The 24,964-nt window shown below is 64.3% G+C and carries 24 protein-coding genes; 15 read left to right on the forward strand and 9 right to left on the reverse strand.

The genetic code is table 11. From position 1 onward, the window contains the following. Window positions 1-41 precede the first annotated feature (41 nt). Window positions 42-695, forward strand: a complete 654-nt coding sequence (locus JHX87_RS11475) for a YggS family pyridoxal phosphate-dependent enzyme (protein WP_271886626.1) — start codon at window positions 42-44, stop codon at window positions 693-695. A 9-nt stretch (window positions 696-704) separates the two neighbouring features. Here the strand turns inward: JHX87_RS11475 and JHX87_RS11480 are convergent, their stop codons facing one another. Beyond that, complete coding sequence (locus JHX87_RS11480; protein ID WP_271886625.1) at window positions 705-1,220, reverse strand: L,D-transpeptidase family protein; 516 nt, start codon at window positions 1,218-1,220, stop codon at window positions 705-707. Beyond that, a complete protein-coding gene (gene ribA / locus JHX87_RS11485) occupies window positions 1,217-2,275 on the reverse strand; it encodes a GTP cyclohydrolase II (RefSeq protein ID WP_271886624.1) in 1,059 nt (352 codons plus the stop codon). The genes JHX87_RS11480 and ribA overlap by 4 nt, the downstream gene beginning before the upstream one ends. Window positions 2,276-2,419: 144 nt before the next feature. Here ribA and JHX87_RS11490 point away from each other — a divergent pair, with 144 nt between their 5' ends. Both JHX87_RS11490 and JHX87_RS11495 read left to right on the forward strand, forming a co-directional pair. Continuing rightward, a complete protein-coding gene (locus JHX87_RS11490) occupies window positions 2,420-3,106 on the forward strand; it encodes a response regulator transcription factor (RefSeq protein WP_271886623.1) in 687 nt (228 codons plus the stop codon). A gap of 160 nt (window positions 3,107-3,266) precedes the next feature. Continuing rightward, the gene (locus JHX87_RS11495; RefSeq protein ID WP_271886622.1) at window positions 3,267-4,232 is read left to right on the forward strand and encodes a Hint domain-containing protein; all 966 of its coding nucleotides are present in this window, start codon (window positions 3,267-3,269) and stop codon (window positions 4,230-4,232) included. A gap of 155 nt (window positions 4,233-4,387) precedes the next feature. Here the strand turns inward: JHX87_RS11495 and JHX87_RS11500 are convergent, their stop codons facing one another. Both JHX87_RS11500 and JHX87_RS11505 read right to left on the reverse strand, forming a co-directional pair. Continuing rightward, window positions 4,388-5,362 carry a glutathione S-transferase family protein gene (locus tag JHX87_RS11500; protein WP_271886621.1) on the reverse strand — a complete coding sequence of 325 codons (975 nt, stop codon included), beginning with the start codon at window positions 5,360-5,362 and terminating at the stop codon, window positions 4,388-4,390. A gap of 99 nt (window positions 5,363-5,461) precedes the next feature. Then, window positions 5,462-6,778, reverse strand: coding sequence for an MFS transporter (locus JHX87_RS11505; RefSeq protein WP_271886620.1), 1,317 nt, complete (start codon window positions 6,776-6,778; stop codon window positions 5,462-5,464). Between the two features lie 199 nt (window positions 6,779-6,977). Here JHX87_RS11505 and JHX87_RS11510 point away from each other — a divergent pair, with 199 nt between their 5' ends. The 5 genes from JHX87_RS11510 to JHX87_RS11530 all read left to right on the forward strand — a co-directional run bounded on the left by JHX87_RS11510 (window position 6,978) and on the right by JHX87_RS11530 (window position 10,276). Next, window positions 6,978-7,763 (forward strand): exodeoxyribonuclease III, encoded by a 786-nt coding sequence (locus JHX87_RS11510; RefSeq protein WP_271886619.1) that lies wholly within the window; start codon window positions 6,978-6,980, stop codon window positions 7,761-7,763. Between the two features lie 111 nt (window positions 7,764-7,874). Next, complete coding sequence (gene trxA, locus JHX87_RS11515; protein ID WP_377776063.1) at window positions 7,875-8,783, forward strand: thioredoxin; 909 nt, start codon at window positions 7,875-7,877, stop codon at window positions 8,781-8,783. Between the two features lie 15 nt (window positions 8,784-8,798). Beyond that, window positions 8,799-9,425, forward strand: coding sequence for an LON peptidase substrate-binding domain-containing protein (locus JHX87_RS11520; protein ID WP_271886617.1), 627 nt, complete (start codon window positions 8,799-8,801; stop codon window positions 9,423-9,425). After that, window positions 9,422-9,619 carry a Trm112 family protein gene (locus tag JHX87_RS11525; protein WP_271886616.1) on the forward strand — a complete coding sequence of 66 codons (198 nt, stop codon included), beginning with the start codon at window positions 9,422-9,424 and terminating at the stop codon, window positions 9,617-9,619. Before JHX87_RS11520 ends, JHX87_RS11525 begins: the two co-directional genes overlap by 4 nt. Further along, the gene (locus JHX87_RS11530; protein ID WP_271886615.1) at window positions 9,620-10,276 is read left to right on the forward strand and encodes a rhomboid family intramembrane serine protease; all 657 of its coding nucleotides are present in this window, start codon (window positions 9,620-9,622) and stop codon (window positions 10,274-10,276) included. On the opposite strand, the gene JHX87_RS11535 is transcribed toward JHX87_RS11530, so the two are convergent. From JHX87_RS11535 to JHX87_RS11555, 5 genes are all read right to left on the reverse strand, one after another. Beyond that, window positions 10,277-10,981, reverse strand: coding sequence for a DUF2268 domain-containing putative Zn-dependent protease (locus JHX87_RS11535; RefSeq protein ID WP_271886614.1), 705 nt, complete (start codon window positions 10,979-10,981; stop codon window positions 10,277-10,279). It abuts the gene before it with no gap. A 93-nt stretch (window positions 10,982-11,074) separates the two neighbouring features. Further along, on the reverse strand, window positions 11,075-13,723 hold the full coding sequence (locus JHX87_RS11540) for a DNA translocase FtsK (RefSeq protein WP_271886613.1): 2,649 nt from the start codon (window positions 13,721-13,723) through the stop codon (window positions 11,075-11,077). Window positions 13,724-13,727: 4 nt separating this feature from the next. After that, the gene (locus tag JHX87_RS11545) at window positions 13,728-14,933 is read right to left on the reverse strand and encodes an aminotransferase class I/II-fold pyridoxal phosphate-dependent enzyme (RefSeq protein WP_271886612.1); all 1,206 of its coding nucleotides are present in this window, start codon (window positions 14,931-14,933) and stop codon (window positions 13,728-13,730) included. A gap of 113 nt (window positions 14,934-15,046) precedes the next feature. After that, on the reverse strand, window positions 15,047-16,387 hold the full coding sequence (locus JHX87_RS11550; protein ID WP_271886611.1) for an amidase: 1,341 nt from the start codon (window positions 16,385-16,387) through the stop codon (window positions 15,047-15,049). Further along, a complete protein-coding gene (locus JHX87_RS11555) occupies window positions 16,387-16,563 on the reverse strand; it encodes a DUF1674 domain-containing protein (protein WP_271886610.1) in 177 nt (58 codons plus the stop codon). The genes JHX87_RS11550 and JHX87_RS11555 overlap by 1 nt, the downstream gene beginning before the upstream one ends. A gap of 70 nt (window positions 16,564-16,633) precedes the next feature. On the opposite strand from JHX87_RS11555, the gene JHX87_RS11560 reads away from it, so the two are divergent. The 7 genes from JHX87_RS11560 (at window position 16,634) to JHX87_RS11590 (ending at window position 24,911) form a co-directional block, all read left to right on the forward strand. Then, window positions 16,634-17,887 (forward strand): RsmB/NOP family class I SAM-dependent RNA methyltransferase, encoded by a 1,254-nt coding sequence (locus tag JHX87_RS11560; RefSeq protein WP_271886609.1) that lies wholly within the window; start codon window positions 16,634-16,636, stop codon window positions 17,885-17,887. 62 nt (window positions 17,888-17,949) lie between these two features. Beyond that, on the forward strand, window positions 17,950-19,539 hold the full coding sequence (gene purH, locus JHX87_RS11565; RefSeq protein ID WP_271886608.1) for a bifunctional phosphoribosylaminoimidazolecarboxamide formyltransferase/IMP cyclohydrolase: 1,590 nt from the start codon (window positions 17,950-17,952) through the stop codon (window positions 19,537-19,539). After that, window positions 19,539-20,210 (forward strand): signal peptidase II, encoded by a 672-nt coding sequence (lspA, locus tag JHX87_RS11570; RefSeq protein WP_271886607.1) that lies wholly within the window; start codon window positions 19,539-19,541, stop codon window positions 20,208-20,210. The genes purH and lspA overlap by 1 nt, the downstream gene beginning before the upstream one ends. A 31-nt stretch (window positions 20,211-20,241) precedes the next feature. Continuing rightward, the gene (locus JHX87_RS11575; protein WP_271886606.1) at window positions 20,242-20,763 is read left to right on the forward strand and encodes a DUF3035 domain-containing protein; all 522 of its coding nucleotides are present in this window, start codon (window positions 20,242-20,244) and stop codon (window positions 20,761-20,763) included. Then, window positions 20,709-21,974, forward strand: a complete 1,266-nt coding sequence (locus tag JHX87_RS11580) for a cytochrome P450 (RefSeq protein WP_271886605.1) — start codon at window positions 20,709-20,711, stop codon at window positions 21,972-21,974. The genes JHX87_RS11575 and JHX87_RS11580 overlap by 55 nt, the downstream gene beginning before the upstream one ends. A gap of 94 nt (window positions 21,975-22,068) precedes the next feature. Then, window positions 22,069-23,496, forward strand: a complete 1,428-nt coding sequence (locus JHX87_RS11585) for a M16 family metallopeptidase (protein WP_271886604.1) — start codon at window positions 22,069-22,071, stop codon at window positions 23,494-23,496. Then, window positions 23,493-24,911: a M16 family metallopeptidase gene (locus JHX87_RS11590; protein ID WP_271886603.1), complete on the forward strand. Its 1,419-nt coding sequence runs from the start codon at window positions 23,493-23,495 to the stop codon at window positions 24,909-24,911. Before JHX87_RS11585 ends, JHX87_RS11590 begins: the two co-directional genes overlap by 4 nt. The last annotated feature ends 53 nt before the right edge of the window (window positions 24,912-24,964 follow it).

The following is a 24,964-nucleotide window of genomic DNA, read 5'->3' on the forward strand; positions in this document are numbered from 1 at the left end:
GGGCCTTGCGCCCGCTCTTTTCTTTTTGTCTTGTCGCCATCATGGGACTTGATGATATCAAACGCCGCATTGCGGATGCCGAAGTTGCTGCGGGCCGTGCGCCCGGCAGCGTGACCCTGATCGCCGTCAGCAAGGTGCAGCCCCCCGAGCGGGTCGAGACCGTGCTGCTGAACGGGCAGCGCGTCTTTGGTGAAAACTATGTGCAGGAGGCGCAGGGCAAATGGCCCGGCTGGCGCGACAGGTTCGACGGGGTAGAGCTGCATATGATCGGGCCGTTGCAGTCGAACAAGGCGAAGCAGGCGGTGCAGCTTTTCGATGCGATCCACACGCTGGACCGGATGTCGCTGGCCCGCAAGCTGGCCGCGCAGATCCGCGATCAGGGACGCGACCCCTTGCTTTTCATTCAGGTCAATACCGGGGATGAGCCGCAAAAGGCGGGGATTCTGGCGGATGAACTGCCGGGCTTTCTGGCCTCTTGCCGCGATCTGGGCCTGTCGCCGCAGGGCCTGATGTGCATCCCGCCCGAGGATCAGGATCCGGTGCCGCATTTCCGCCTGCTGCGCGATCTGGCGGCGCAAAACGACCTGCCCCTGCTGTCAATGGGGATGAGCGCGGATTTCGAGGCCGCCATCGCGGAAGGGGCCACGCATATTCGCGTCGGTTCCGCCATTTTCGGCCAGCGTGATTACGGCTGAGCCGTTGCTTTATGGATATTTGGACAAAGAAGAAGGGATGATGACGCCTGTGCCGGGTATGGCGCGGGCGGCGATCCACAAGAGATGCGGGCGGGCGAAGGCGATGCAGCCTTCCGTCCCGAAACGCGGGCGGCGCCATTGATGCAGGAAGATGGCCGATCCGCGCCCCGGCTGGGCATCGGGCCAGTTCCAGTCGGTGGTCAGGATCAGGTCATAAAGCGGATCGGGGCGGCGCAGACGTTCATGGCTGGCTTTTGACGGGGCGCGGACGTGGTGGTTATAGGCGGCATGGTCGGGCGCATCGCACCACAGATCGCCGGGGCCGATCGGGCGCGCCCAAGGCGCCGGTCGAGGCAGGCGGTCGGGGCGATACCACAGGCCGGTGATGGTCAGCCGGCCTGCGGGCGTGGCGCTGTCGCCCTCTGCCTTGCGGCGGGTGACGCCGTTGCGGCCGATGCTGCAGGGGAAGATCCGGCCGTGAAAGCGCAGCCCCCTGGGCGTCAGCACCATATCCTGCGGGGTCACAGCAGATGCCCGGATTTGCTGGATTTCGTGTCCAGATAATCGGTATTGAAGCGGTTGCGCGCGGCGATCAGGGGCACGCGTTCGGCCACCGTGATGCCGTGGCTTTCCAGCATGGCGACCTTGCGCGGGTTATTGGTCATCAGCCGTGTCGAGGTAAAGCCCAGCCGCCGCAGCAGCGCGGCGCCGACGCGGAAGTCGCGCTCATCATCCTCGAACCCCAGGCGGTGATTGGCCTCGACGGTGTCGAAGCCCTGATTTTGCAGATCATAGGCGCGCATCTTGTTGGCCAGCCCGATGCCCCGCCCCTCTTGATTGAGATAGAGCAATACGCCCGATCCGTTCTTGCCCATCGCGGTCAGGGCGCCGTGCAATTGCGGCCCGCAATCGCATTTCAGGCTGCCCAGCACATCGCCGGTGAAACAGGCCGAATGCAGCCGTGCCAGAACGGGCGCGTCGCGGGGCGGGTCGCCGATCTCAATGGCGTAATGTTCGGTTCCCCCGTCATCGGGGCGGAAGATATGCAGGCGGGTGCGCTCTGCCGCGCCAAGGGGCAGGCGCGCGGCCACGACCGGATGCATCGCGGTTTCGCTGGCCAGAAGCGCCAGCAGCGGGCCCGGTTGCAGCGATGTCAGGCCCGGTTGCGGGGCGGCGGGCACCATCAGCATGGCGGGCAGAAGCTGCGCCGATTTGGCAAGCGCCAGCGCGGCCTGATGCGGCTGCACATCGCCGCCGCGTTCGGTAAAGCACGGCCCCTTCATTGGCGTCATCAGATCGCCCGCCGGATCCGACAGCGCGCGCAGCCAGCCCAGATCCGCATCGCCGGGTACCTTCACCCGCGCCAGCCCCGGATCATAGATGCGCGCCTTCAGCGTCTCGGCCCGCCGCGCGGTCAGCACCAATGCCGCCGGGCCAAGCGCCTGCAGATCGGCCAGACGCGCCGCCGACAGCGTCTCGACCGCCGCGGCAAGGTGGCCGCCGATCACCACCGGCAGGCCCATCCGCAGATCGGCCCGCGCCCGGGCGGCGGTTTCGGCAAGGGTCGGTATCAGGCTCATCTGCGCTTTGCCATCCTGCGGTTTTGAAACATTCTGAAACATAATGGCACTCTCCGACAACTCCATGTGAGATTTCTGACATGATGCTGGACGGCAAGCGCCGCGATCCCCACTCATTTGCGCAATGATTTCCAAGGAGGCAACATGCCCGGACTGAAAAAAATCCTGCTGGTCGACGATGAGGAAGACCTTCGCGAAGCGCTGGCCGAGCAGTTGGTCGCCACGGATGAATTCGACGTCGCAGAGGCCGGCACCGGCGCCGAGGCGGTCGAGGCCACCAAGGGCGCGATCTATGATCTGGTCGTGCTGGATGTCGGCCTGCCCGACACGGACGGGCGCGAGCTGTGCAAGAAGCTGCGCAAGCTGAACGTCAAATGCCCCATCGTGATGCTGACCGGCCATGATACCGATGCCGATACGATCCTGGGTCTGGATTCGGGGGCGAATGATTACATCACCAAGCCGTTCAAGTTCCCAGTCCTGCTGGCCCGACTGCGGGCGCAGCTGCGTACCCATGAACAGTCGGAAGATGCCATATTCCAGCTTGGCCCCTATACCTTCAAGCCCGCGATGAAGATGCTGATCGACCAGAAGGACCGCAAGATCCGCCTGACCGAGAAGGAAACCAATATCCTGAAATTCCTGTACCGGGCGCAGGATGGCGTGGTGCCGCGCGATGTGCTGCTGCACGAGGTCTGGGGCTATAATGCCGGGGTGACCACGCATACGCTGGAAACCCATATCTACCGCCTGCGCCAGAAGATCGAGCCCGACCCCTCGAACGCACGGTTGCTGGTGACGGAATCGGGCGGCTATCGACTGGTCGCCTGAACCCCGAAACAGGTGTCAGACAGGCCCGGCAGGAATGTCGGGCCTTTGTCATGACCGGGGATTGCACAGGTCCTGCTGGAAAAAACAGTTTACTCTGGCAGGAAAATCGCGGATAGCCGGATATATACATATATTTATTTTATTTAGATTTGGTTTTCCTGTGGCCACTTACATTATCAATGCAAATACCTTCGGCGCTTTTTACAGGTCGGTGGGTCAGACCGGGCAGAATGACCGGGTCGATATCAATGTCGGCAGCAATTTTTCGGGAACGATCACGGTCGATTCCGTCCCCGCGGATGGTGAGATCGAGACGGTCAACCTGAACCTTCCGGATGGCTGGAGCGTCGTCCTGCAGTCGCAGACAAACTATAGAAGCGAAAACCCGCCCTATGTGGATTACGCCTATACGATTGTGCGCGGCAACGGCACGCAGGTCGGAACACTGACGATGCGCGGCAATGTCCAGATGGGCGATTTCTTTCCCTGTTTCGCCGCCGGAACCCTGATCGCGCTGGCCGATGGCAGCCGCCGCGCCTGCGAGGATCTGCGGGTCGGCGACATGGTCGCGACGCTGGATCATGGCGCCCAGCCGGTTCGCTGGATCGGCAAGCGCCATCTTGGCCCGCTGGATCTGGCGCGATCCGGCAATCTGCGCCCGATCCGCATTCGTGCCGGCGTGCTGATGCGCGACCTGCCTGATCAGGATCTTCTGGTCTCGCCGCAGCATCGGGTTCTGGTCTCTTCGGCCTATGCGGCCCAGATGTTCGGCGCGCGGGAAACGCTGATCGCGGCGAAGCATCTGACCGCGATTGACGGCATCGAGATCGCGCATGATCTGGTCAGTGTCAGCTATTACCACCTGCTGTTTGACCGGCATGAGGTCATCTTTTCCAACGGCGCGGCGACCGAATCGCTGTTTACCGGCGAACAGGCGCTGAAAGGCGTTGGCGAGGCCGCCCGGGCCGAGATCATGGACCTGTTCCCGGAACTGTCCGACGGATCGGCCATGTCCGCCGCCCGGCCCTTCGTCACGGGTCGGCAGGGACGCGCCCTGGCGGATTACCATCTGAAATCCGCGCTTCCCCTGTCACGGCAGGGCGCATCTGCGCCGCATCACCGCTGAGAAAAGCGCCTGCCCGATGGAACCTCGGCAGGCGCTGGCAGTTGAGTGCCCGAAGCCCAGTGGTCGGAGGATACGGCCACACCCCTTCCTCTCTGATGCCCCGGCGTTCCCCCGCCGGGGTTTTCGTTTTTCAGGGGTGGCGGGATGCCCGTGTCTCAGCCCCGACCATGCGGGGCGGACCAGTCCGGTTCCGGCCCGATGGGGATGATCTGGTTCGGATTGATCATGTCGTGGCTGTAATAATAATGCCGGTCGAAATGATCGCGGCGGACCGTTTCAGCCACGCCGGGCCATTGATACATCTCTCGTGCCCAGGCCCAGAGGTTCGGATATTGGACGATCTGGCGGCGGTTGCATTTGAAATGCGTGTGATAGACGGAATCGAAGCGGCAGATGGTGGTGAACAGGCGCCAATCGGCCTCGGTCACGCGATCACCTGCCAGATAGCGGTTGCGCGACAGAAGGTCCTCGATCCAGTCCAGACTGTCGAACAGCGGCCCGACGCCCTTGTCATAGGCCTGCTGAGAGGTCGCGAAACCGGCCTTGTAGACGCCGTTATTGACCGTATCATAGATGCGGCTGTTCAGCTCCTCGCAGCGGTCGCGCAGATCGTCGGGCAGGTAATTGTCGCCGTTTCCGGTGATCCCGTCGAAAGCACTGTTGAACATGCGGATGATGTCGGCGCTTTCATTGGACACGATGGTGTCCTGCTGCTTGTCCCACAGAACCGGCACCGTCACCCGGCCCGAAGCCTGCGGGTTGGCGCGCAGATAGATGTCGCGCATATATTTGCTGCCGAACAGCTTGTCGCCGGTCGCACCCGGAAAATCGCTGCGAAATTCCCAGCCCTCGCCCAGCATCTCGGGATGCACGACCGAGACGTCGATATGATCCTCCAACCCCTTCAGCGCCCGAAAGATCAGCGTGCGATGCGCCCAGGGACAGGCATATGAGACATACAGGTGATAGCGCCCGCTTTCGGCGGCAAAGCCGCCCTCGCCGGTGGGGCCGGGGGCGCCATCTGGCGTGACCCAGTTGCGATATTTCGACGTGTCACGGACGAATTCGCCGCCCTGACTTTCGGTGTCGTACCATTCGTCCTTCCAGACGCCATTGACCAACTGCCCCATGACAGCCTCCCTGCTTGCTTGTCTTTGGCAGCATATGGCGATGGCGGGACGGGATTGGTCAACCGAAACCCGCCCGAAAGCGGGTTTCGGAAATTCAGATCAGGCGATGGCCTGGTCGCGGGTTTCGGCTTTCACCGTCATCAGCGCCACAGCCGCCAGCAGCAGCAGCAAGGCAAAGATGCCGATGGCAAAGCCAAAGCCCTTGGCAAAGACCAGTGCCAGCAGGCTGGGCGCCAGTATGCCGCCCAGTCGCGCCATCGCGCTGGCCGTGCCCATGCCGGTGCCGCGCAGATGGGTGGGATAAAGCTCGGGGGTAAAGGCATAAAGCGCGCCCCAGGTGCCCAGCAAGGCAAAGCTCATCAGGATCAGCGCAAAGGCAACCATGCCCGGATTATCGGCCAGCGCGAACAGCGCACAGCCCGCCGCGCTGAGCAGCAGGAAGCCGATCAGCGTGTTGCGGCGGCCAATCGCCTCGACCCCCCAGGCGGCCAGCGCATAGCCGGGGATCTGCGCCAGCGCCAGGATCACCAGAAAGCCATAGCCGCGCACGAAGCCAAAGCCCTCGGTCGCCAATTGTCCGGGCACCCAGACAAAGACGCCGTAATAGGACAGCGAGACCAGGAACCAGACCGCCAGAACGCCAAAGGTCCGGCCCCGCAGCAGATCCGAAAAGATCGAGGTGTCGGCCCCCGCAGGCACATCCGCCGCGACCAGTTCGACATCGGCGGGCAGTTCCTTGACGCCATTCGCCGACAGCACGCGGTTCACCACCTCTTTGGCCTTCTCGGGCTGTCCCTTGCGCACCAGATACATCGGCGATTCCGGCACCCACAGGCGCAGGAACACCCCGATCACCGCCGGGATTGCCGCCACGGCAAAGATCCAGCGCCAGGGCGCTTCGGCCCCTTGCGAGGCCGCGATCCATGCGGTCAGCGCAACGACGATCGTGCCGATGGCCCAGAAGCCTTCCAGCCAGACCAGCCAGCGCCCGCGATTCTTGGGGGGCAGAAATTCCGCCATCATCGCATAATCGACCGGAAGCGTGCCGCCCACGGCCACCCCGGTCAGGAAACGCAGCACCAGAAGCACGGTGAAATCCTGCGCAAAAACCGACGCCATGCCAAAGACCGCGTCCATCAGCACGGTCAGCATAAGGATATTGCGCCGCCCGATCCGGTCCGCGATCCGGCCAAAGGCGAAAGCGCCCACGAACATGCCCAGAAAGAACAGCGTCCCGATCTGGAATGCCGTGACACGTTCGATCCCGAAGGTCGCGGCCACAGATGGCGCCGCAAAGCCCACCGCGATGACCTGCATCGCATCGGCGGCCCAGACCAACCCGAAAATTCCCAGCAATCGCCACTGAAACCGTCCGGCACCGCCCCTCGCCAGTGCCTCATCAACCGTCATCTGCATCGATATTGCCCTCTTCTTGCAGATAATTTGGCGATATGCTTAGCGCGCGATCCCTCAATCACCAAGCTGTGATTTCGCAATCGCAGCATTTTCTGCGGATTGGTGCTGCGCCTGCCAAGGGAAGCGGCAGAAAATCCCGCCGCTTCATGGACAGCCGCCGGCCCAATGTTTAGGTTCCCCGCGACAAAGGAGAGCCTGCATGTTCACGATCGCCACATGGAACATCAATTCGGTCCGTCTGCGCGAAGGGCTGGTCGCGCGGCTGTTGCGCGAAGAAAGCCCCGACATCCTGTGCCTGCAGGAATGCAAGTCGCCGGTCGAGAAGATCCCGATGCAGGCCTTCCGCGAGCTTGGCTACACCCATATCGTCGCGCGCGGGCAAAAGGGCTATAACGGCGTCGCGATCCTGTCGCGTCTGCCGCTGGAAGATGCCGGTGATCGGGATTACGCCGGTCTTGGCCATGCCCGCCATGTCGCGGCGCGGCTGGAAAACGGGGTCACGATCCATAACTTCTATGTGCCGGCAGGCGGCGATATCCCTGATCGCGAACAGAATATCAAATTCGGCCAGAAGCTGGATTTCCTGACCGAGATGCGCGACGCCTTTCACGCCGACAACCCGGAAAAGTCCATTCTCGTCGGCGATCTGAACATCGCCCCGCGCGAAGACGATGTCTGGTCGCATAAGCAATTGCTGAAGATCGTCAGCCATACCCCCATCGAGGTCGAACATCTGGGCGCGGCGCAGGATGCCGGGAAATGGGTCGATATCACCCGCAAGGACATCCCCGAAGGGCTGCTTTATTCATGGTGGAGCTATCGCGCCCGTGACTGGGATGCCGCCGACAAGGGGCGCAGGCTGGATCATGTCTGGGCCACGCCCGACATTGCCAATGCCGCCCATGGCAGCCGCATTCTGCGTCCGGTGCGCGGCTGGGAAAAGCCCAGCGACCATGTGCCGGTTTTCGCCACATTCGACCTGTAAGGGACCGCCCCTGAACAACTCTGTTCATATGGCCCCCTTTCGCTTGGGACACGAACGTCCCATATTAGCCAGAACATCAATTGGAACCGCGATTCCGGGGACGACATGACCATGCTATTCGATGGCGCGCAGAACGCGCCCCAGACCAGTGATTTCATCAAGGACGTGACCGAGGCCGATTTCATGGCCGAGGTTGTCGAAAAGTCGATGGAAACCCCGGTCATCGTTGACTTCTGGGCGCCCTGGTGCGGCCCCTGCAAGACGCTTGGCCCGCAGCTTGAGGCCGAGGTCGCCCGCCACAAGGGCCGGGTGCGCATGGCCAAGGTCAATGTCGATGAAAACCAGATGATCGCCTCGCAATTGCGCGTGCAGTCGATCCCCACCGTCTATGCCTTCTTCAAGGGCCAGCCCGTCGATGCCTTTCAGGGCGCCCTGCCGCAAAGCGAAATCAAGCAATTCGTGGACAAGCTGATCGCCCTTGGCGGCGATGATGGCGGATTGGGCGAGGCCATCGAGGCCGCCGAGGCGATGCTGGAAGAAGGCGCCGTAGACGACGCGATCGAAACCTTTGCCGCCATCACCGAAGAAGATCCCGACAGCGCCGAGGCCTGGGCCGGTCTGATCCGCGCCCATCTGGCCAAGGGCGATGCAGATGGCGCCCTGCAGGCGCTGGACCGCGCTCCCGAAACCCCCGCGAAATCCCCGCAGGTCGAGGCCGCGCGCGCCGCGCTGCAATTGGCGAAACAGGCTGAAAATGCCGGTCCGCTGGGCGAATTGCAAGCCAGGGTCGAGGCCGATCCCGCCGATCAGCAGGCGCGGCTGGACTATGCCCAGGCGCTGCATGCCGCCGGTCAGGTCGAAGAGGCCATCGACGTGCTGCTGGACAGTTTCCGCCGCGACCGCGACTGGAACGAGGGCGCGGCCAAGCAGCAATTGCTGACCATTTTCGACAGTCTGAAGCCCAATGACCCGCTGGGCCAGAAGGGGCGGCGGCGGCTTTCATCCATGATCTTTGCCTGATCCAGAAACGGACCAATGCCGATCCATTTTGACCTGCCCGGACGCATTCCCCTGTTCCCCCTGTCGGGGGCCGTGCTGATGCCCCGGTCACGTCTGCCGCTGCATATTTTCGAACCGCGCTATCTGCAGTTGCTGGACGACACGCTGAAAACCGACCACCGGATGATCGGCATGATCCAGCCGGATGGCGACAAATTCGCCGCCATCGGCTGCGCGGGTCGGGTGATTGCCTTTTCCGAAACCGATGATGGCCGGATGATGATCTCGCTCAAGGCGATTTCGCGGTTCCGGCTGATCGACGCCGATCAGGGCTTTCACCCCTATCTGTGCGCGCAACCCGACTGGAGCGCCTTTGCCCGCGACCTGAACGGGCCGGAACGCGATCCCGGGCTGGACCGGGATGCGCTTCTGTGTCTGCTGCGGCGCTTCATGCAGGCGCATGACCTGTCCAGCGATCTGGGCAGCGCCGCGACCGCCGATGACGAATTGCTGATCAACTCGCTTGCGATGATGCTGCCCTTCTCGGTCGGTGATAAACAGGCGCTGCTGGAATCGCCGACTTTGGCGGACCGCCGCGAATTGCTGTTCGGCCTGATCGAATTCGCATTGCGCAATGGCGATAACGAGGAAACCCTGCAATGAGCGACACCCCCGCCCCGGCCTTTGACCGGCATATGCTGGAGGCTCTGGTCTGCCCGGTGACACATACCACGCTGTCCTATGATGCCGACCGGCAAGAGCTGATCTCTAAGGCGGCAGGTCTGGCCTTTCCGATCCGCGCGGGCATTCCGATCATGCTGATCGACGAAGCCCGCCAGATCAAAGCGGATCGCTAAGTGCAGGACCGCCCCTACGACGCCCGCCCGGCCACGACCGGGATCCGGCGGCAATTGCCCGTCTGGGTCATTGCCGTCATTGCGATCTGCTGTCTGGTCGAACTGGGGCTGATCATCGGTGAGATGGTCTATGGCGCACAGCTTCGCACCATGTCGCTGTTCGTTGGTGGCTTCTGGTCGCATCTCTTCTGGGTGAACCGGGGCATCTATCCGGGGCAGCCGATCATCATGTTCTTCACCTATGGTCTGATGCATTCGGGACTGATGCATCTGGGGATGAACATGATCTCGCTGGCGGTGCTGGCGCGGGAACTGACGCGGATGATCAGCCCCGGACGCATGTTTCTGATCTATGCGGTCAGCCAGATCGCCGCCGCGCTGCTGTTTGCGCTGATGGCGCCCACGGCGGGGCCGATGGTCGGGGCGTCGGGCGCGATTTTCGGGCTGGCAGGGGCGCTGGTCAGCTATGCCGCCGTGATCGGCTATCGCAAGAAACGCCCGCTTGGGCCGCTCTGGCGCGGCGTGCTGTGGCTGCTGGTGCTGAACGTGGCGCTGACGATTCTGATGCCCTCGATCGCGTGGGAGGCGCATCTGGGTGGCGGCATCGCCGGGGTGCTGATGGGCATTGCCATGGCCCTTATGCCCGCGCGGCGCTGATCAGCCTTCGCCCACAGACGCCGCCGGTTCCGTCGGGCGATCCGCTTCGGGATCGTCCTGCGGGGCCGGTCCGTCCTCATTGACCAGTTTGCGCATGGTGGGCCGGAACGCATCCGCGCGCAGGCCAGCCAAGGATACCGCATCCTGACCCGGATCCATCGCCAGATGCTGCGCGATCAGCTTGTGCCCCAGCGCATAGCCGCCCCATTTGCGGATATCGCCCTTGCCCAGAAACCAGCGTGGCTGATCGAAATCCGGGCGCGACCATTCGTTCATCGCCTTGCGCGCCACGCCCGAGGTCAGCGTCGTCCGGTCCCAGGGGTCGGGCTGACCGCCCAGAACCTGCAGCACGAAATGCCCGGCCAGACCTTCGCTGACCAGCGCATCGCCAAGCGAACGATCCTGACCGACCAGATCGCGGCGGATCACCTGATGCAGCTTGCGCGTCAGGCTGCGGATCACCAGCGCCTCATCAAAGCGTTCGGGGTTGAGGGTCAGATGGATCACGCCCGCGGCGGGCAGATCTGCCGACATGCCCCAATCCGGGGCCACATCGCGTCCGGCCCTGACGACCAGATCGAAACGCGGCAATTCGGCATGCTGACGGACGCCCGCGACGGCCTTGCGCGCAGCCGCGCGACATTCGCTCATCACATCGACAAGCTCGTTCCGCGCGCTGAGGAAATGGATGTTCCACACTGTCATGCGGCGCATAATCTCAGGTTCCGCGAGACGGTTCCAGTGGAAAGCAAAGCCCCGCCCCCGCAATCGGCGGAAGCGGGCGCCTGACGTGCCGCCTCAGACCTCGGGGACCAGCACCTCGCGCTTGCCCACGTGGTTCGCGGCGCTGACCACGCCCTGCTCTTCCATCTGTTCGACAAGCCGGGCAGCCTTGTTATAGCCGATGGCCAGCTTGCGCTGGATATAGCTGGTCGAGCATTTGCGGTCGCGGGCCACGATCATCACCGCCTGATCGTAAAGCTGATCGTCGCCGCCCTCGCCGCTGCCCAGCCCCAGAACCGCGTCGATATCGGATGCGACCTCATCATCCGGACCTTCGACGACGCCGGATTTATAGCTGGGCGGGCCAAAGGATTTCAGATGGGTGACGACCTCTTCCACCTCTTCATCGCTGACGAAGGGGCCGTGGATCCGGGTGATGCGGGCACCATTGCCCATATACAGCATGTCGCCCTGTCCCAGAAGCTGTTCGGCCCCCTGTTCGCCCAGGATGGTGCGGCTGTCGATTTTCGAGGTGACCTGGAAACTGATCCGGGTCGGGAAATTCGCCTTGATCGTGCCGGTGATGACATCGACCGAAGGCCGCTGCGTGGCCATGATCAGATGGATGCCGCTGGCCCGGGCCATCTGGGCCAGACGCTGGATGCAGGCCTCGATTTCCTTGCCCGCGACCATCATCAGATCGGCCATCTCATCGACGATGACCACGATATAGGGGAAGGTCTCGGGCTGGAATTCCTCGGTCTCGAAGATCGGCTCTCCGGTGTCCTCGTCAAAGCCGGTCTGGACGGTGCGCTTGAACATCTCGTTCTTGGCCAGCGCCTCGCGGACGCGGCCATTATAGCCTTCGATATTGCGCACGCCCATCTTGGACATCTTGCGGTAACGTTCTTCCATCTCGCCCACGACCCATTTCAGGGCGACGACGGCCTTTTTCGGGTCCGTCACGACGGGCGACAGCAGATGCGGGATGCCGTCATAAACCGACAGTTCCAGCATCTTCGGGTCGATCATGATCAGGCGGCATTCATCCGGCGTCAGCTTGTAGAGCAGCGACAGGATCATGGTGTTGATCGCCACCGATTTCCCCGACCCCGTTGTCCCCGCGATCAGCAGGTGGGGCATCTTGGCAAGGTTCGCGATGATCGGGTCGCCGCCGATATCCTTGCCCAAAGCCAGCGGCAGCGGATGCGTGCCATCGCCAAAGGCGCGCGCGGCCAGGATTTCGCGCAGCACCACCTTTTCGCGGCGCTGATTGGGCAATTCGATCCCGATCACGCTGCGGCCAGGCACGGTGCTGACACGCGCGGACAGGGCCGACATCGACCGGGCGATATCATCGGCCAGCCCGATCACGCGGCTGGCCTTCAGCCCCGGTGCAGGCTCCAGTTCATAGAGGGTGACGACAGGGCCGGGACGCACCTCGGTGATCTGGCCCTTGACGCCGTAATCGTCCAGCACCGCCTCCAGCATGCGGGCATTTTCGGTCAGCGCCTCTTGCGAGATCTGGCTGCGATCCGACTGGACCGGCGCGCTCAGCAAGGCCAGCGGCGGGCGTTCGTAATTGCTGGCGCTTTCATCGAAGCGCAATTCCGGCTCTGCCTCCTTGCGGGCCTGCTGCGAGGTGGTGGCCGCCGCCTTGCGTAGGGGCGGCACGACCACGCGCTGCGTGTCGGCGCCGAAGGGTGTCGGCTCGACAGGGGCCTCGGCAATCTCGGGCTGCGGCGGCACATCGCGGGCACCGTCGCGGGCCAGCCGCGCGGCCACCGCCGCCAGAACCGAAGGCTTGGCCGAACGCTCGCGGATGGCATCGCTGATGCGTCCCTTGACCTCATCGGCAGAGGGTGCCTCGCCATCATAGGTCGCGTCACGCTCGATCAGTTCAGGCTCGGGCAGTTCCTCTTCCAGCTCAAGATAATCCGGCGCGGCGGGTTGCGGCTTCAGCCGGGGCAGGATGCCGGAACGGGGCTGCTCTGCCTCGGCGGGGGCGGCGGCGCGGCGGCTGGCCTGCGCCTCGCGACGGGCCTTGGCCCGCTGCGCGACAGTGGCCGAGGCGGCGGCACCGCGCCCGGCCAGACGCAGCCCCATATCGAAGGCGGTGACCAGCCCGATCACAAAGCGGCGCCACAGCTGACGCAATTCGTCGCGTTCAAAGCCCAGCACGAAGGCGGTGACGGCCAGAAAGCCCATTGCGACCAGCAGACCGGCCAGGCGAATGCCGATCTGTGCCTTCAGCGGGATCACATTCAGGATCGCGCCCATCATCATGTCGCCAAAATGGCCGCCCAGACCGTAGCTTTGTTCCCATTCGGGGCCCGGCGTCAGCGTGCTGCAATAGACCGACAGCAAGGCGATGGAAAAGGGCAGGAAGATCGCCCGCATGAAGCGTTCCTCGCCCCGGTGCAGCATCAGCCGCAGGCCCCAGACAACAGCCGCGATCACGATCATCCAGGATCCATAGCCCGCGATCATCATCAGGGGCGAGGCCAGATAGGCGCCGAAACTGCCCAGCATGTTTTCCGCCGGCTGATCGGTGGCCGAGAGGAAGCTGGGGTCATTCGCGCTCCAGCTGCCCAGAACCATGGCGACCACGATACCAAGGATGACCAGACCCGCGCCCAGCAATTCCTTGCCCCGCCGTTCCAGCGCCGCCTGTGTGTTCTGATCGAAAAGTGGATCGCGACGTTTCGCCTGCCAGCTTGCCATTACCTCACCCCTCTCCGTCACCGTCTTCGTAAATTACGTCACGCAGCCTCTGAAGGGCCGCTTCGGTCTGTTCCGCATCGGCGACCATCGCCACGCGGATATAGCCCTTGCCCGGGTTCACCCCGTCCACCTCGCGCGAGAGATAGGCCCCCGGCAGCACCTGAATGCCCGCCTGCGCCCACAGCTTTTTCGCGGCCTCCTCGCCATCCTCGACCGGCAGCCACAGGAAAAAGCCGCCTTCGATGGGGCGATAGCCGGGCACATTGCCAAAGATGCGATCCGCGATCAGGTATTTCTGCCGGTAGAGGTCGCGATTGCGGGTGACGTAATCCTCATCCGCCCAGGCGCGTTCGCTGACACGCTGCGCGGGCAGGGGCACCGGCGCGCCGGTATAGCTGCGCAATTGCCGGATCAGCCGGGTATTTTCAACGCTGGCCACCACGAAGCCCGACCGTAGACCGGGCAGGCTGGAGCGTTTGGACAGCGAATTGAAGACCACGACGCGATCGGCCAGACCCATATCGGTCGCCACCTGCAGCGCGCCGGGCGCGGGTTCGTCGCGATAGATTTCCGAATAGCATTCATCGGCGAAGATCAGGAAATCATGTTTTTCCGCCAGCGCAATCAGATCGCGCAGATAGTCCGCCCCCGCAATCGCGCCCTGCGGATTGGCGGGCGAACACAGATAGGCAATCGCCGTCCGGTCCAGCACCGCATCGGGCAGGCCCGCGAAGTCAGGCAGATGGCCGGTATCGGCCGTTGCCGGGACAAAGACCTGATCGGCCTCGACCGCGGCGGCGGCAACGGCATAGACCTGATAGAAGGGGTTCGGGATCAAGATCGCAGGCCGCTGACCGTTCTTCTGTTCCGGGCACAGTGCCAGTGCAGCATTGAACAACCCCTCGCGCGAGCCGTTCAGCGAGGTGATGCGATCGGTCGCCACATCCACGCCATAGCGACGCTGCAGCCAGTCGCGGATCGCCGCCAGCAATTCCGGCGCGCCTTCGTTCGGCGGATATTTCCCGAATTCGGCCAGCGCCCCCTGCAGGACCGGGCCGACATAATCCGGCATGGCATGCTTCGGCTCTCCGATGGTCAGGACCACCGGGGATTCCCCGTCCTTCAGACCGGGTTCGATACCGCGTAACAGCGCCCGCAGTCGCGGAAACGCGTAATCCGGCAGGTTCGAAAACCGCTCGGGTATTGCCATGTCTGCCTCGCTCTCGGGGTCTTTGCCCCGTTTATTAGCCGGAAGTTTAGCGCGACAATGCGGATGCGTCCAGCCAAAGCAGGCGGTTAGGGCAAGGTTGTGGCGTGAAACGCTCAGCCGACGGCCAGTGCCGCCTCGGCGCCGGCGGCAACGCGCAGCAGATGGCGGTCGCGACCGCTGTGGCCCATGACCGAGATCCCGCAGCCGGGCTGGCCGGTCGGCAGCGTCACCGTGGGCAGGTTCAGCAGGTTGCCGATGCGTGTATTGCGGAGGGTCAGCAGGTTGGCGCGGACGAAATAGGCCTCATCCTCCATCAGCCGCTGGGCATTGGGCGGCAGGATCGGCACGGTCGGCACCAGCACGGCATCAAAGGCCGCCATCACCTCGCGGAACCATTTCCGGCGGATGCGGGTCAGGCTTTCCCAGGCCATGACATAATCGGGCGCGCTGACATCGGCCCCGCCCCGGAAGCGGTCCAGAATGGGTTTCCACATCAGTTCGGGCGCATCCTCGATCTGCGCCTTCCAGATGCCATAGGCTTCGGGCGCGAACAGCGCGGGCGACAGCGGCATCGCCTTGGCCACCCAGTCCGAGGACATGCGCTCGATCCGCGCCCCGGCCCGTCCCAGACGATCCACGGCATCCTCGAAGGCGGCGACCGGCCCGTCCTCGGCATCCTCGAAGGCGACGCCTTCCAGCACCAGCAGGCGGCGGCCCTGCATGTCGGCCCCGGCCAGATCGACGGCGCGATCCTCGGCCATGACGGCGAACAGCTCGGCGCAATCCTCGACCGTGCGGGCAATCGGGCCCACGGTGTCGAATTTCCGGCACAGCGGCACCACGCCCTTTTCGGGCAGCAGACCATGGGTCGGCTTGAAGCCCACCAGCCCGTTCCAGGCCGCAGGCACGCGGATGGATCCGCCGGTATCCGAGCCGATGGCCGCCGCCGCAAGGCCCATGGCCACCGACACCGCCGCGCCCGAGGATGATCCGCCCGGCGCCAGATCGGGATCCAGCGCATTGGGCGGCGTCGCGGTATTGGGGTTCAGGCCCAGCCCCGAAAAGGCCAGTTCGGTCATATGCGTCTTGCCCAGACACAGCACGCCTTCGCGCGCAGCACGGGCCAGAACGGTCGCGTCCTTGCGCGGCACCCGGCCCTCAAGCAGCTTCGATCCGGCCTCGGTCACCGTGCCGCCGCTGTCGATGTTGTCTTTCCAGCTGATCGCCACGCCGTCCAGAATGCCGTGGCGCAGTTCCGCCTTGGCGCGATCATGCGAGGCGATGGCGCCCGAGCGCGCCCGCACGGCCGTCATCCGCGCATAGATGCGCTGGCAATAGGGATGTTCGCGGGCGGCGGCCAGATAGGCTTCGGTCTGGTCGATCGGGTCCAGAAGGCCCGCCATGATTGCCCGGCCCTGTTCCGTGGCCGAGGCCCGCAGCCAGTCCTTGCCCATCAGAAATCCACCGCGATGCCGTTCTTTTCGTAATCGCCATAGCGCACCGGCTCTGGCCCGTCACGGCCGCCAAGCTCGGTCGGCAGGGGCGTTTTCGCCGCATTTTCGCGGCGGCGCGCCTCGGCTTCGGCAAGGGCGCGCTGCGCGGCGGGGGGCAATTCGGGTCGATCACTCATGGAAACATCCCTCGACAGGGCTTATGGGTCCGGTTCAGTCTTGAACAAGACTTAGGCGAAGGAAAGCGATTTGGCAAAGCCCGGTAAAGATTTGGCCCGTCAGGGGGCCTTGCGTCTGTTGCAAGGGGTCCGCGAGGGCCTGTCACTTTCGGACCAGTCCGGGGGTCTGAAACGCCTGTTGCCCGCCGATCAGGCCCGCGCCGGACGGCTGGCGGCCGAGACGTTGCGCCATATGGACCGGGCTGACGAGGTGCTGCAGCAATATGTCAATCGCAAGCCCAGCCCGCAGGTGCTGGATGTGCTGCGGCTGGCCACGGTGGAACTGCTGGAACTGGGCGGCGCGGCGCATGGCGTCGTGGATGCGGCCGTGAACCTGACGCGGGCGCAGGGCAAAAAGGGGCAGGCGGCGGCGGGCATGGTCAATGCCGTGCTGCGCAAGGTCTCGCAGCATCAGGGCTGGGCGCAGATCACGCCGCAGGAACTGCCCGACTGGCTGCGCGATGCCGTCACCGACGCCTATGGGGAAGAGGCGACATTGGCGATCGAAGCCGCCCATCAGGCGGGCGCGCCACTGGATCTGACATTGAAATCCGCCGGTCAGGTTCCGGGGGCTGATCCGCTGCCGACCGGATCGCTGCGGATCAGCGGCCCGGTGCAGGTCTCGGCCCTGCCGGGATTTGGGCAGGGCGAGTGGTGGGTGCAGGATGCCGCCGCCGCGCTGCCCGCGCGGCTGCTGGATCCGCAGCCCGGCGAAAACATCGTCGATCTGTGCGCCGCGCCGGGCGGCAAGACGCTGCAACTGGCCGCTGCCGGGGCACAGGTGACGGCGGTCGATATCAGCCAGGCGCGGATGGGCCGGGTCGCCGATAATCTGGCCCGCTGCCAGTTGCAGGCCGATCTGGTGGTCGCCGACGCGCTGGACTGGCGCCCCAAGGTCACGCCCGACGCGATCCTGCTGGACGCGCCCTGTTCGGCGACCGGCACGATTCGCCGCCATCCCGATCTGCCCTATCTGCGTGATGGCAGCGGCATTCCGGCGCTGGTCAAGTTGCAGGCGCAGATGATCGATCACGCGCTTGCCCTGCTGCCGCCGGGCGGGCGCATGGTCTATGCCGTCTGCTCGCTGCTGCCGGAAGAGGGCGAGGCGCAGATCAGCGCCGCCCTGTCCCGCCATCCGGGCCTGAGCGTGGACAGGCCGGATCTGCCGGGACAGGAGCCCGGCTGGATCACGGCCGAGGGCGGCCTCCGCCTGCGCCCGGATTACTGGTCGGCGCGCGGCGGCATGGACGGCTTCTACATGGCGCGGCTGCGAAAGCCGGCATGACGCTGGACCTTCGGGCCAAGTGAGGCTAGTTGACCGGGCAAAGCCAGATGCGAGGCCCTGCCATGACCCGTCCCGTCGCCCTTCGGCGTGCTTTGATTTCCGTTTCGGACAAAACCGGATTGATCGACTTCGCCCGAAAACTCTCGGCGCGCGGGGTTGATATCCTGTCCACCGGCGGCAGCGCCAAGGCGCTGCGCGAGGCCGGTGTCACCGTCACCGATGTCGCGGATGTGACAGGATTTCCCGAAATGATGGATGGCCGCGTCAAGACCCTGCATCCCGTCGTGCATGGCGGATTGCTGGCGCTGCGCGACAACCAGGAACATCAGGCCGCCGCGCAGGCGCATCAGATCGAGATGATCGACCTGCTGGTGGTGAACCTCTACCCGTTCGAGGAAACCGTCGCCAAAGGTGCCGGTTATGACGACTGTATCGAGAATATCGATATTGGCGGCCCGGCCATGATCCGCGCGGCGGCCAAGAACCACGCCTTCGTCACCACCATTGTCGATGTTCAGGATTACGACGCCCTGCTGGCGGAACTGGACGCCAATGACGATCACACCACGCTGGAATTCCGCCAGCGTCAGGCGCAGATCGCCTATGCGCGCACGGCGGCCTACGATGCGGCGGTGTCGGGCTGGATGGCCGGGGCCATCGGTCAACAGACACCCCGACGCCGCGCCTTTGCCGGCACGCTGGCGCAATCGCTGCGCTACGGGGAAAACCCGCATCAAAGCGCCGCCTTCTACACCACGGATGACGCCCGCCCCGGCGTCGCGACCGCGACCCAGTGGCAGGGCAAGGAACTGTCCTATAACAATATCAATGACACCGATGCGGCCTTCGAGTTGGTCGCGGAGTTCGATCCGTCGCAAGGCCCCGCCTGCGCGATCATCAAACATGCCAATCCCTGCGGCGTCGCGCGCGGCGACAGCGCCATCGCGGCCTATAAGCGGGCTTTTGACTGCGACAGCACCTCGGCCTTTGGCGGCATCGTGGCATTGAATCAGCCGCTGGACGGCGCCACCGCGGAAGAGATCGTGAAAATCTTTACCGAGGTGGTCATCGCGCCCGATGCCGATGAGGATGCCAAGCGCATCTTCGCCGCCAAGAAGAACCTGCGCCTGCTGACGACGGGCGGGCTGCCCGATCCGATGGCAGGCGGTCTGACCTTCCGTCAGGTGGCGGGCGGCTTTCTGGTGCAGGGGCGCGATAACGGCCATGTCGGGCGCGACGATCTGAAGATCGTGACCGAACGCCAGCCCTCGGCCGCTGAACTGGACGATCTGCTCTTCGCCTGGACGGTGGCCAAGCATGTGAAATCCAACGCCATCGTCTATGCCAAGGATCTGGCTACGGTGGGCATTGGCGCGGGCCAGATGAGCCGGGTCGATTCCACCCGAATCGGGCGCCGCAAATCCGAGGATATGGCCGAGGTTCTGGGCCTGTCCGAACCGCTGACCAATGGCGCCGCCGTGGCCTCGGACGCGTTCTTCCCCTTTGCCGACGGGATCGAGGCGCTGGCGCAGGCCGGTGCCCGCGCGGTGATCCAGCCCGGCGGGTCCATGCGCGACGAAGAGGTCATCGCAGCGGCCAACCGTCTGGGTCTGGCCATGGTCTTTACCGGTCAAAGGCATTTCCGTCACTGATGCAGCAAGAGCTTCCCTTCGATCAGGCCGACCAGGCTGCCGCAAAACCCAAGGCGAAAAAGCCCCGCGCGCCGCGCAAGCCGAAACCGCCTGTCCGCACCGATATGCGGCTGGTGATCTGGATTTCGGCGGCGATCATCCTGCTGGACCAGGTGCTGAAATATTACGTGGTCCATATCCTGCGGCTGGACCTTCTGCGCGAAATCGACGTGCTGCCGCCCTGGCTGAACCTGCGCATGGCCTGGAATCAGGGCATGAATTTCGGGCTGATGGCGTCCGAGAACAACTCGGCCCGCTGGATGCTGATCGCGGTGGCGGCGATCATCGTGGTCTGGGTCTGGATCTGGATCTGGCGCAGCAATGCCAGCAGGCTGGCGCAGATCTTTGCCGGTCTGCTGATCGGCGGCGCGATTGGCAATGTCATCGATCGGATCCTTTATGGTGCGGTCGCCGACTTCCTGAACATGTCGCTGCCCAACTGGACCAATCCCTACAGCTTCAACGTGGCCGATATCTCGATCTTCGCGGGGGCGATCGGGCTGGTGATGCTGCCGCAGAAGCCGCAGGATCCGGCGAAATCCAGACGCAAGACCGCCGCGAAAGGCAGCGGTAAGGCGCCCGGATCAGCGGTCCGCGACAACACCCGTGACGGGGCGGATAATTCGCGCTAGAACGGGCGGGATAAAAGACAAGGGGCAGGTGATGCGGGCAATTTGGCTGGTTTTGGGAATGGCAGGGATCGCCATGCTGGGCGCATGCACAAGCGATCGCAGCCTGATGAATATCGAGACCGGACAGAACTCGCCCGACGAATTCGCGATCATCCCCTCGAAACAGCTGTCCATGCCGCCCGATCTGGCACTGTTGCCGACGCCGACGCCGGGCGGTGCGAACCTGACCGACCCGACGCCCCATGCCGATGCCGTCGCCGCTCTGGGCGGCAATCCGGCGCGGCTGGAAAATCGCGGCATCGGGGCGGCGGATCAGGCGCTGGTCGCGGCGGCCAGCCGCAATGGCAGCGACCCGGCCATCCGCGCCACGCTGGCGCAGGCCGATGCCCGCTATCGGTCTAACAACCGCCGCCGTCCGCTGGAAATCCTGTTCGGCACCTCGGTCTATCAGCGTGCCTATCGTGCGCAGGCGCTGGATTCGCGTGAGGCACAGGTGCAATGGCAGCGCGCAGGCGCGATCACCCAGACCTCGCCGATTCCCGTCGCGGAATGATCCCCGGCTTCGATCCCGACTGCCCGGATTTCGCCGAAAACCCCTGGCCCGCCTATGCCGCGTTGCGGGCGCTGCCGGGCCTGCCGCTGATGCCGGGATTTGACGGTCATATTGCCAGCCGCTTTGCCGATGTGCGCGCCATCGCCATGGATCGCCGCATGGTGCGCAGCGCCGCGGCCTTTGCCCCGCCCGACGAGGTTCGCCGCCTGCAGATCGCCGGAAATTTCCACGACATGCCCTTTCACGAGCGTTTCGTGCAGACCTCGATGCTGGAAATTGACGGGCCGGACCACGACCGGCTCCGCAAGGCGGTGTTTCCCTTCTTTACCAAGACCCGGCTTGAAAGCCTGCGCGGCTTTATCACCGGCTGGGTGGGCGACGCGCTGGACCGGCTGATCCCGCAGGGGCGGATCGACTTCATCGCAGATCTGGCCGCGCATCTGCCCGGTCAGGTGATCGGCCATCTGATCGGCACCGATCCCGCCATGGCGCCGCAGATGACCATCTGGTCGGATGAGGTCGTCAGCTATTTCGACATCAACCGCACCGCCGCCAAGAAGGCCCGCGCCGAAGAGGCGACGCGCCTGTTCCACGATCTGCTGCAGGATCTTTACACCGCGCGGAAGGCCCAGCCCCGCGATGATCTGATGAGCGTGATGATCGGCGCGGAAAGCGAGGGGCTGCTGACCCATGATGAGCTGATCTCGACCATCATGCAGATCCTTCATGCGGGGCATGGTTCGACCATCGACGTGCTGGGCAGCGGGCTTCATGCGCTGCTGGTGAACCCGGATCAGATGGCGCTGCTGCGGGCCGATCCCGCGCTGATGCCGACTGCGGTGCAGGAAATGTTCCGCTTTGCCGCGCCGCTGCCGTTTTTCCACCGCTATGCCGCGCAGGATCTGACGATCTGCGGGCAGGACTGGCCGAAGGGCACGAAGTTCGGCCTGCTTTACGCCAGCGCCAATCGCGATCCGCAGGCCTTTGACGCGCCCGACCGCTTTGACATCACCCGCAAACCCAATGTGCATCTGGCCTTTGGCACCGGGCCGCATGTCTGTCTGGGCAATAATCTGGCACGGCTGAACATGGAGATCCTGTTCACCGCCCTGCTGCAGCGCTGCACCGATATCGCGCTGGACGGGCCGGTGATCTGGAAGACCGGATTGCAGGCACATGGCCCGACCAGCCTGCCGATCCGCCTCGGCTAACTTTTTCTATCCACACAAAGCCGAGAGCGTGGGTTGCGCAGACCGCCTTGCCGGGTCAAATTTCCGGGCAAGATTAAAGGAGCTTGCCCCCCAGATGCGCCGCCCTATCCTGTCCGCAGCTTTCGCCCTGTCCCTGGGCGTGCTGCCCGCGCTGGCCGAGATGCCCGAAGGCGTCAGCCATTTCACCCTAGAGAATGGGCTGGAGGCCGTGCTGATCGAAGATCACCGCGCCCCCATCGTCGTGCAGATGCTGTGGTACAAGATCGGTTCCGCCGATGAAGAGCCGGGCAAGACCGGGCTGGCCCATTATCTGGAACATCTGATGTTCAAGGGCACGGACACCGTCGAGGCGGGCGAATTTTCCAAAACCGTCACGGCGAATGGCGGCATGGACAATGCCTTCACCTCTTACGACTATACCACCTATTTCCAGCGCATCGCGGCGGACCGCCTGCCGATGATCATGGAGATGGAGGCCGATCGCATGGCCAATCTGCAGATCGGCGAGGATGACTGGCAGGCCGAACGTCAGGTGGTGCTGGAAGAGCGTGCCCAGCGGACCGACAGCGACCCTTCGGCCCTGTTTGGCGAAGAACGGCAGGCGACGCTGTATTACAACCACCCCTACGGTCGCCCCGTCATCGGCTGGCGCGATGAGATGGAGGGGCTGACCCGCGAGGATGCGATCGGCTGGTACAATCAGCATTATTCGCCCGATCAGGCGGTCCTGATCATCGCGGGCGATGTGACCCCCGAACGCGCCCGCGAACTGGCGCAGCGATATTACGGGGCAATCCCCGCCAAGGGCGAGGCCGGACCTCGCATGCGCCCGCAGGAACCCGTGCAGCGATCCCCCCGCCGGATGGAAATGCAGGATCCCCGCGTGCCACAGCCGGTGCTGACCCGCAGCTTCATCGCGCCGGAACGCAATGCCGGCGATCAGGATCAGGCCGCCGCGCTGACCGTTCTGGCCGAATTGCTGGGCGGTTCGATGCAGACCTCTTATCTGGGGCGCGAACTGGCTTTGCCGGGCAAGGCGCTGTGGGTGAATGCGGGCTATGACGGGCTGGCCGTCGATCCGACGAATTTCTCGATCCTGATGGTGCCCGCCGAGGGCATGGACCGAAACAAGGCCGAGGCAGAGCTGGACAAGGCGCTGGCCGCCTTTGTCGAAAAGGGCCCGGATGCCCGCGATCTGGAACGGGTCAAGACCCGGATCCGCGCCGCCCGCATCTATGCCCGCGATTCGGCCCATGGCCGCGCCTATGATTACGGTCAGGGTCTGGCCACCGGCCTGACCATCGAGGATGTGAATGACTGGCCAGATATCCTGTCGCAGGTCACGGCCGAGGATGTGACGGCTGCGGCGCGCGAATTGCTGAACAGCAAGGCCGTCGTGACCGGCTGGCTGCTGCCCGCCGATCCCGAAACAGCCGAGGCGCAGCCCGTCCGCGCAGAAGAAATCGCCCGCCCGCCGGGACGCCCCGACCGCGCCGCCGAAACCAATGAGGTGCAAAAATGATCCGCGCCGCCATCGCCCTGTTCCTTGCCGTTCTGGCGGTTCCTGCCCATGCGATCGAGATTGAAGAGGTCACCTCACCCGGCGGCATCAAGGCCTGGCTGGTTCGGGATGACTCGATCCCCTTCCTGGCGCTGAATTTCAATTTCGAAGGCGGCGCCAGCCTGGATGCGCCCGACAAGCGGGGCGCCATCAACCTGATGACCGCAACGCTTGAGGAAGGCGCGGGCAAGCTGGATGCCACGGAATTTGCGCAGGCGGTCGAGGATCTGGGGGCAGAGCTGTCCTTTGGCGTCTCGGACGATGCGCTGACGGTCCGCATGCGCTCTCTGACCGAAAACCGCGATGCCGCTGCCGATCTGCTGGCCAAGGCGCTGTCGCAGCCGCGCTTCGATAATGATGCGGTCGAACGTGTGCGCGGTCAGGTGATGTCGGTGATCCGCGCCGAACAGACCGACCCGAACAGCATCGCCATCAAGGAAATGGCGCGTCAGGCCTGGGGCGATCACCCCTATGCGACCTCGATCAACGGGACGGCGGAATCCGTCAAGCTGCTGACGCGTCAGGATCTGGTCGCGGCAAAGAACCGCGTTCTGGCCCGTGACCGCGTGGTCGTCGGGGCTGCAGGCGACATCACAGCAGAAGAGCTTGGACCGCTTGTGGACAAGATCCTTGGCGTTCTGCCGCCCACCGGCACCGCCCCCCTGCCCCAGGACGCGCCCTTGCAGCTGACCGGCGGGCTGACCGTGATCGACTGGAACAGCCCCCAGACCGTGGTCAGCTTTGCCGGTCCGGGCCTGTCGATCGAGGATCCCGATTACTTCGCCGCCGTCGTGGCCAACCATATCCTGGGCGGCGGCGGCTTCAGCTCGCGCCTGATGGATGAGATCCGCGAAAAGCGCGGGCTCAGCTATGGCGTCTCGACCGCGCTGGCTGCGGGGCTATACGGGCAGACCTGGCAGGGCGGCATGGCCAGCTCGAACGCCTCGGTCGCAGAGGCCATCGGGCTGGTGTGCCGCGAATGGGACCGCATAGCCGCCGATGGCGTGACGCCGAAGGAACTGGCCGATGCCAAAACCTATATTACCGGCGAATACCCCTTGCGTTTCGATGGCAACAGCAAGATCGCAAGCATATTGGCCGGGATGCAGATGATCGGGCTGCCCCGCGATTACATCAACAATCGCGATGCGCTGGTGCAGTCCGTCACGGCCGAGGACGTGCAGCGCGTCGCACAGCGCCTGCTGCATTCCGACAATCTGCGCTTCGTGCTGGTCGGTCAGCCCGAAGGCGTGACCGATGGCGGCGATATCCCGGTGCCGCAGGATGACGGGGCTGAGGCGCCGGACAGCGCACCGGCGGCCTCGCCGGATGCCAAGCCCGCGCCGCAGCCGGAAGCCGATCAGCCCGTCAATTGATCGGGACGCCGCAACCCGGTCAGGGAATCGCTGGCGAGCGGATGCGGAATTTG

The organism is Paracoccus fistulariae (assembly GCF_028553785.1).
GTDB classification, from domain to species: Bacteria; Pseudomonadota; Alphaproteobacteria; order Rhodobacterales; family Rhodobacteraceae; genus Paracoccus; species Paracoccus fistulariae.

Excerpts from the sequence above, each read along its gene's own strand:
- JHX87_RS11475 (WP_271886626.1), top strand. The coding sequence starts at position 42 with ATGGGACTTGATGATATCAAACGCCGCATTGCGGATGCCGAAGTTGCT.
- ribA (WP_271886624.1), bottom strand. The coding sequence starts at position 2,275 with ATGAGCCTGATACCGACCCTTGCCGAAACCGCCGCCCGGGCGCGGGCC.
- JHX87_RS11490 (WP_271886623.1), top strand. The coding sequence starts at position 2,420 with ATGCCCGGACTGAAAAAAATCCTGCTGGTCGACGATGAGGAAGACCTT.
- JHX87_RS11500 (WP_271886621.1), bottom strand. The coding sequence starts at position 5,362 with ATGGGGCAGTTGGTCAATGGCGTCTGGAAGGACGAATGGTACGACACC.
- JHX87_RS11505 (WP_271886620.1), bottom strand. The coding sequence starts at position 6,778 with ATGCAGATGACGGTTGATGAGGCACTGGCGAGGGGCGGTGCCGGACGG.
- JHX87_RS11510 (WP_271886619.1), top strand. The coding sequence starts at position 6,978 with ATGTTCACGATCGCCACATGGAACATCAATTCGGTCCGTCTGCGCGAA.
- trxA (WP_377776063.1), top strand. The coding sequence starts at position 7,875 with ATGCTATTCGATGGCGCGCAGAACGCGCCCCAGACCAGTGATTTCATC.
- JHX87_RS11520 (WP_271886617.1), top strand. The coding sequence starts at position 8,799 with ATGCCGATCCATTTTGACCTGCCCGGACGCATTCCCCTGTTCCCCCTG.
- JHX87_RS11525 (WP_271886616.1), top strand. The coding sequence starts at position 9,422 with ATGAGCGACACCCCCGCCCCGGCCTTTGACCGGCATATGCTGGAGGCT.
- JHX87_RS11535 (WP_271886614.1), bottom strand. The coding sequence starts at position 10,981 with ATGACAGTGTGGAACATCCATTTCCTCAGCGCGCGGAACGAGCTTGTC.
- JHX87_RS11540 (WP_271886613.1), bottom strand. The coding sequence starts at position 13,723 with ATGGCAAGCTGGCAGGCGAAACGTCGCGATCCACTTTTCGATCAGAAC.
- JHX87_RS11545 (WP_271886612.1), bottom strand. The coding sequence starts at position 14,933 with ATGGCAATACCCGAGCGGTTTTCGAACCTGCCGGATTACGCGTTTCCG.
- JHX87_RS11550 (WP_271886611.1), bottom strand. The coding sequence starts at position 16,387 with ATGGGCAAGGACTGGCTGCGGGCCTCGGCCACGGAACAGGGCCGGGCA.
- JHX87_RS11555 (WP_271886610.1), bottom strand. The coding sequence starts at position 16,563 with ATGAGTGATCGACCCGAATTGCCCCCCGCCGCGCAGCGCGCCCTTGCC.
- purH (WP_271886608.1), top strand. The coding sequence starts at position 17,950 with ATGACCCGTCCCGTCGCCCTTCGGCGTGCTTTGATTTCCGTTTCGGAC.
- lspA (WP_271886607.1), top strand. The coding sequence starts at position 19,539 with ATGCAGCAAGAGCTTCCCTTCGATCAGGCCGACCAGGCTGCCGCAAAA.
- JHX87_RS11575 (WP_271886606.1), top strand. The coding sequence starts at position 20,242 with ATGCGGGCAATTTGGCTGGTTTTGGGAATGGCAGGGATCGCCATGCTG.
- JHX87_RS11580 (WP_271886605.1), top strand. The coding sequence starts at position 20,709 with ATGGCAGCGCGCAGGCGCGATCACCCAGACCTCGCCGATTCCCGTCGC.
- JHX87_RS11585 (WP_271886604.1), top strand. The coding sequence starts at position 22,069 with ATGCGCCGCCCTATCCTGTCCGCAGCTTTCGCCCTGTCCCTGGGCGTG.
- JHX87_RS11590 (WP_271886603.1), top strand. The coding sequence starts at position 23,493 with ATGATCCGCGCCGCCATCGCCCTGTTCCTTGCCGTTCTGGCGGTTCCT.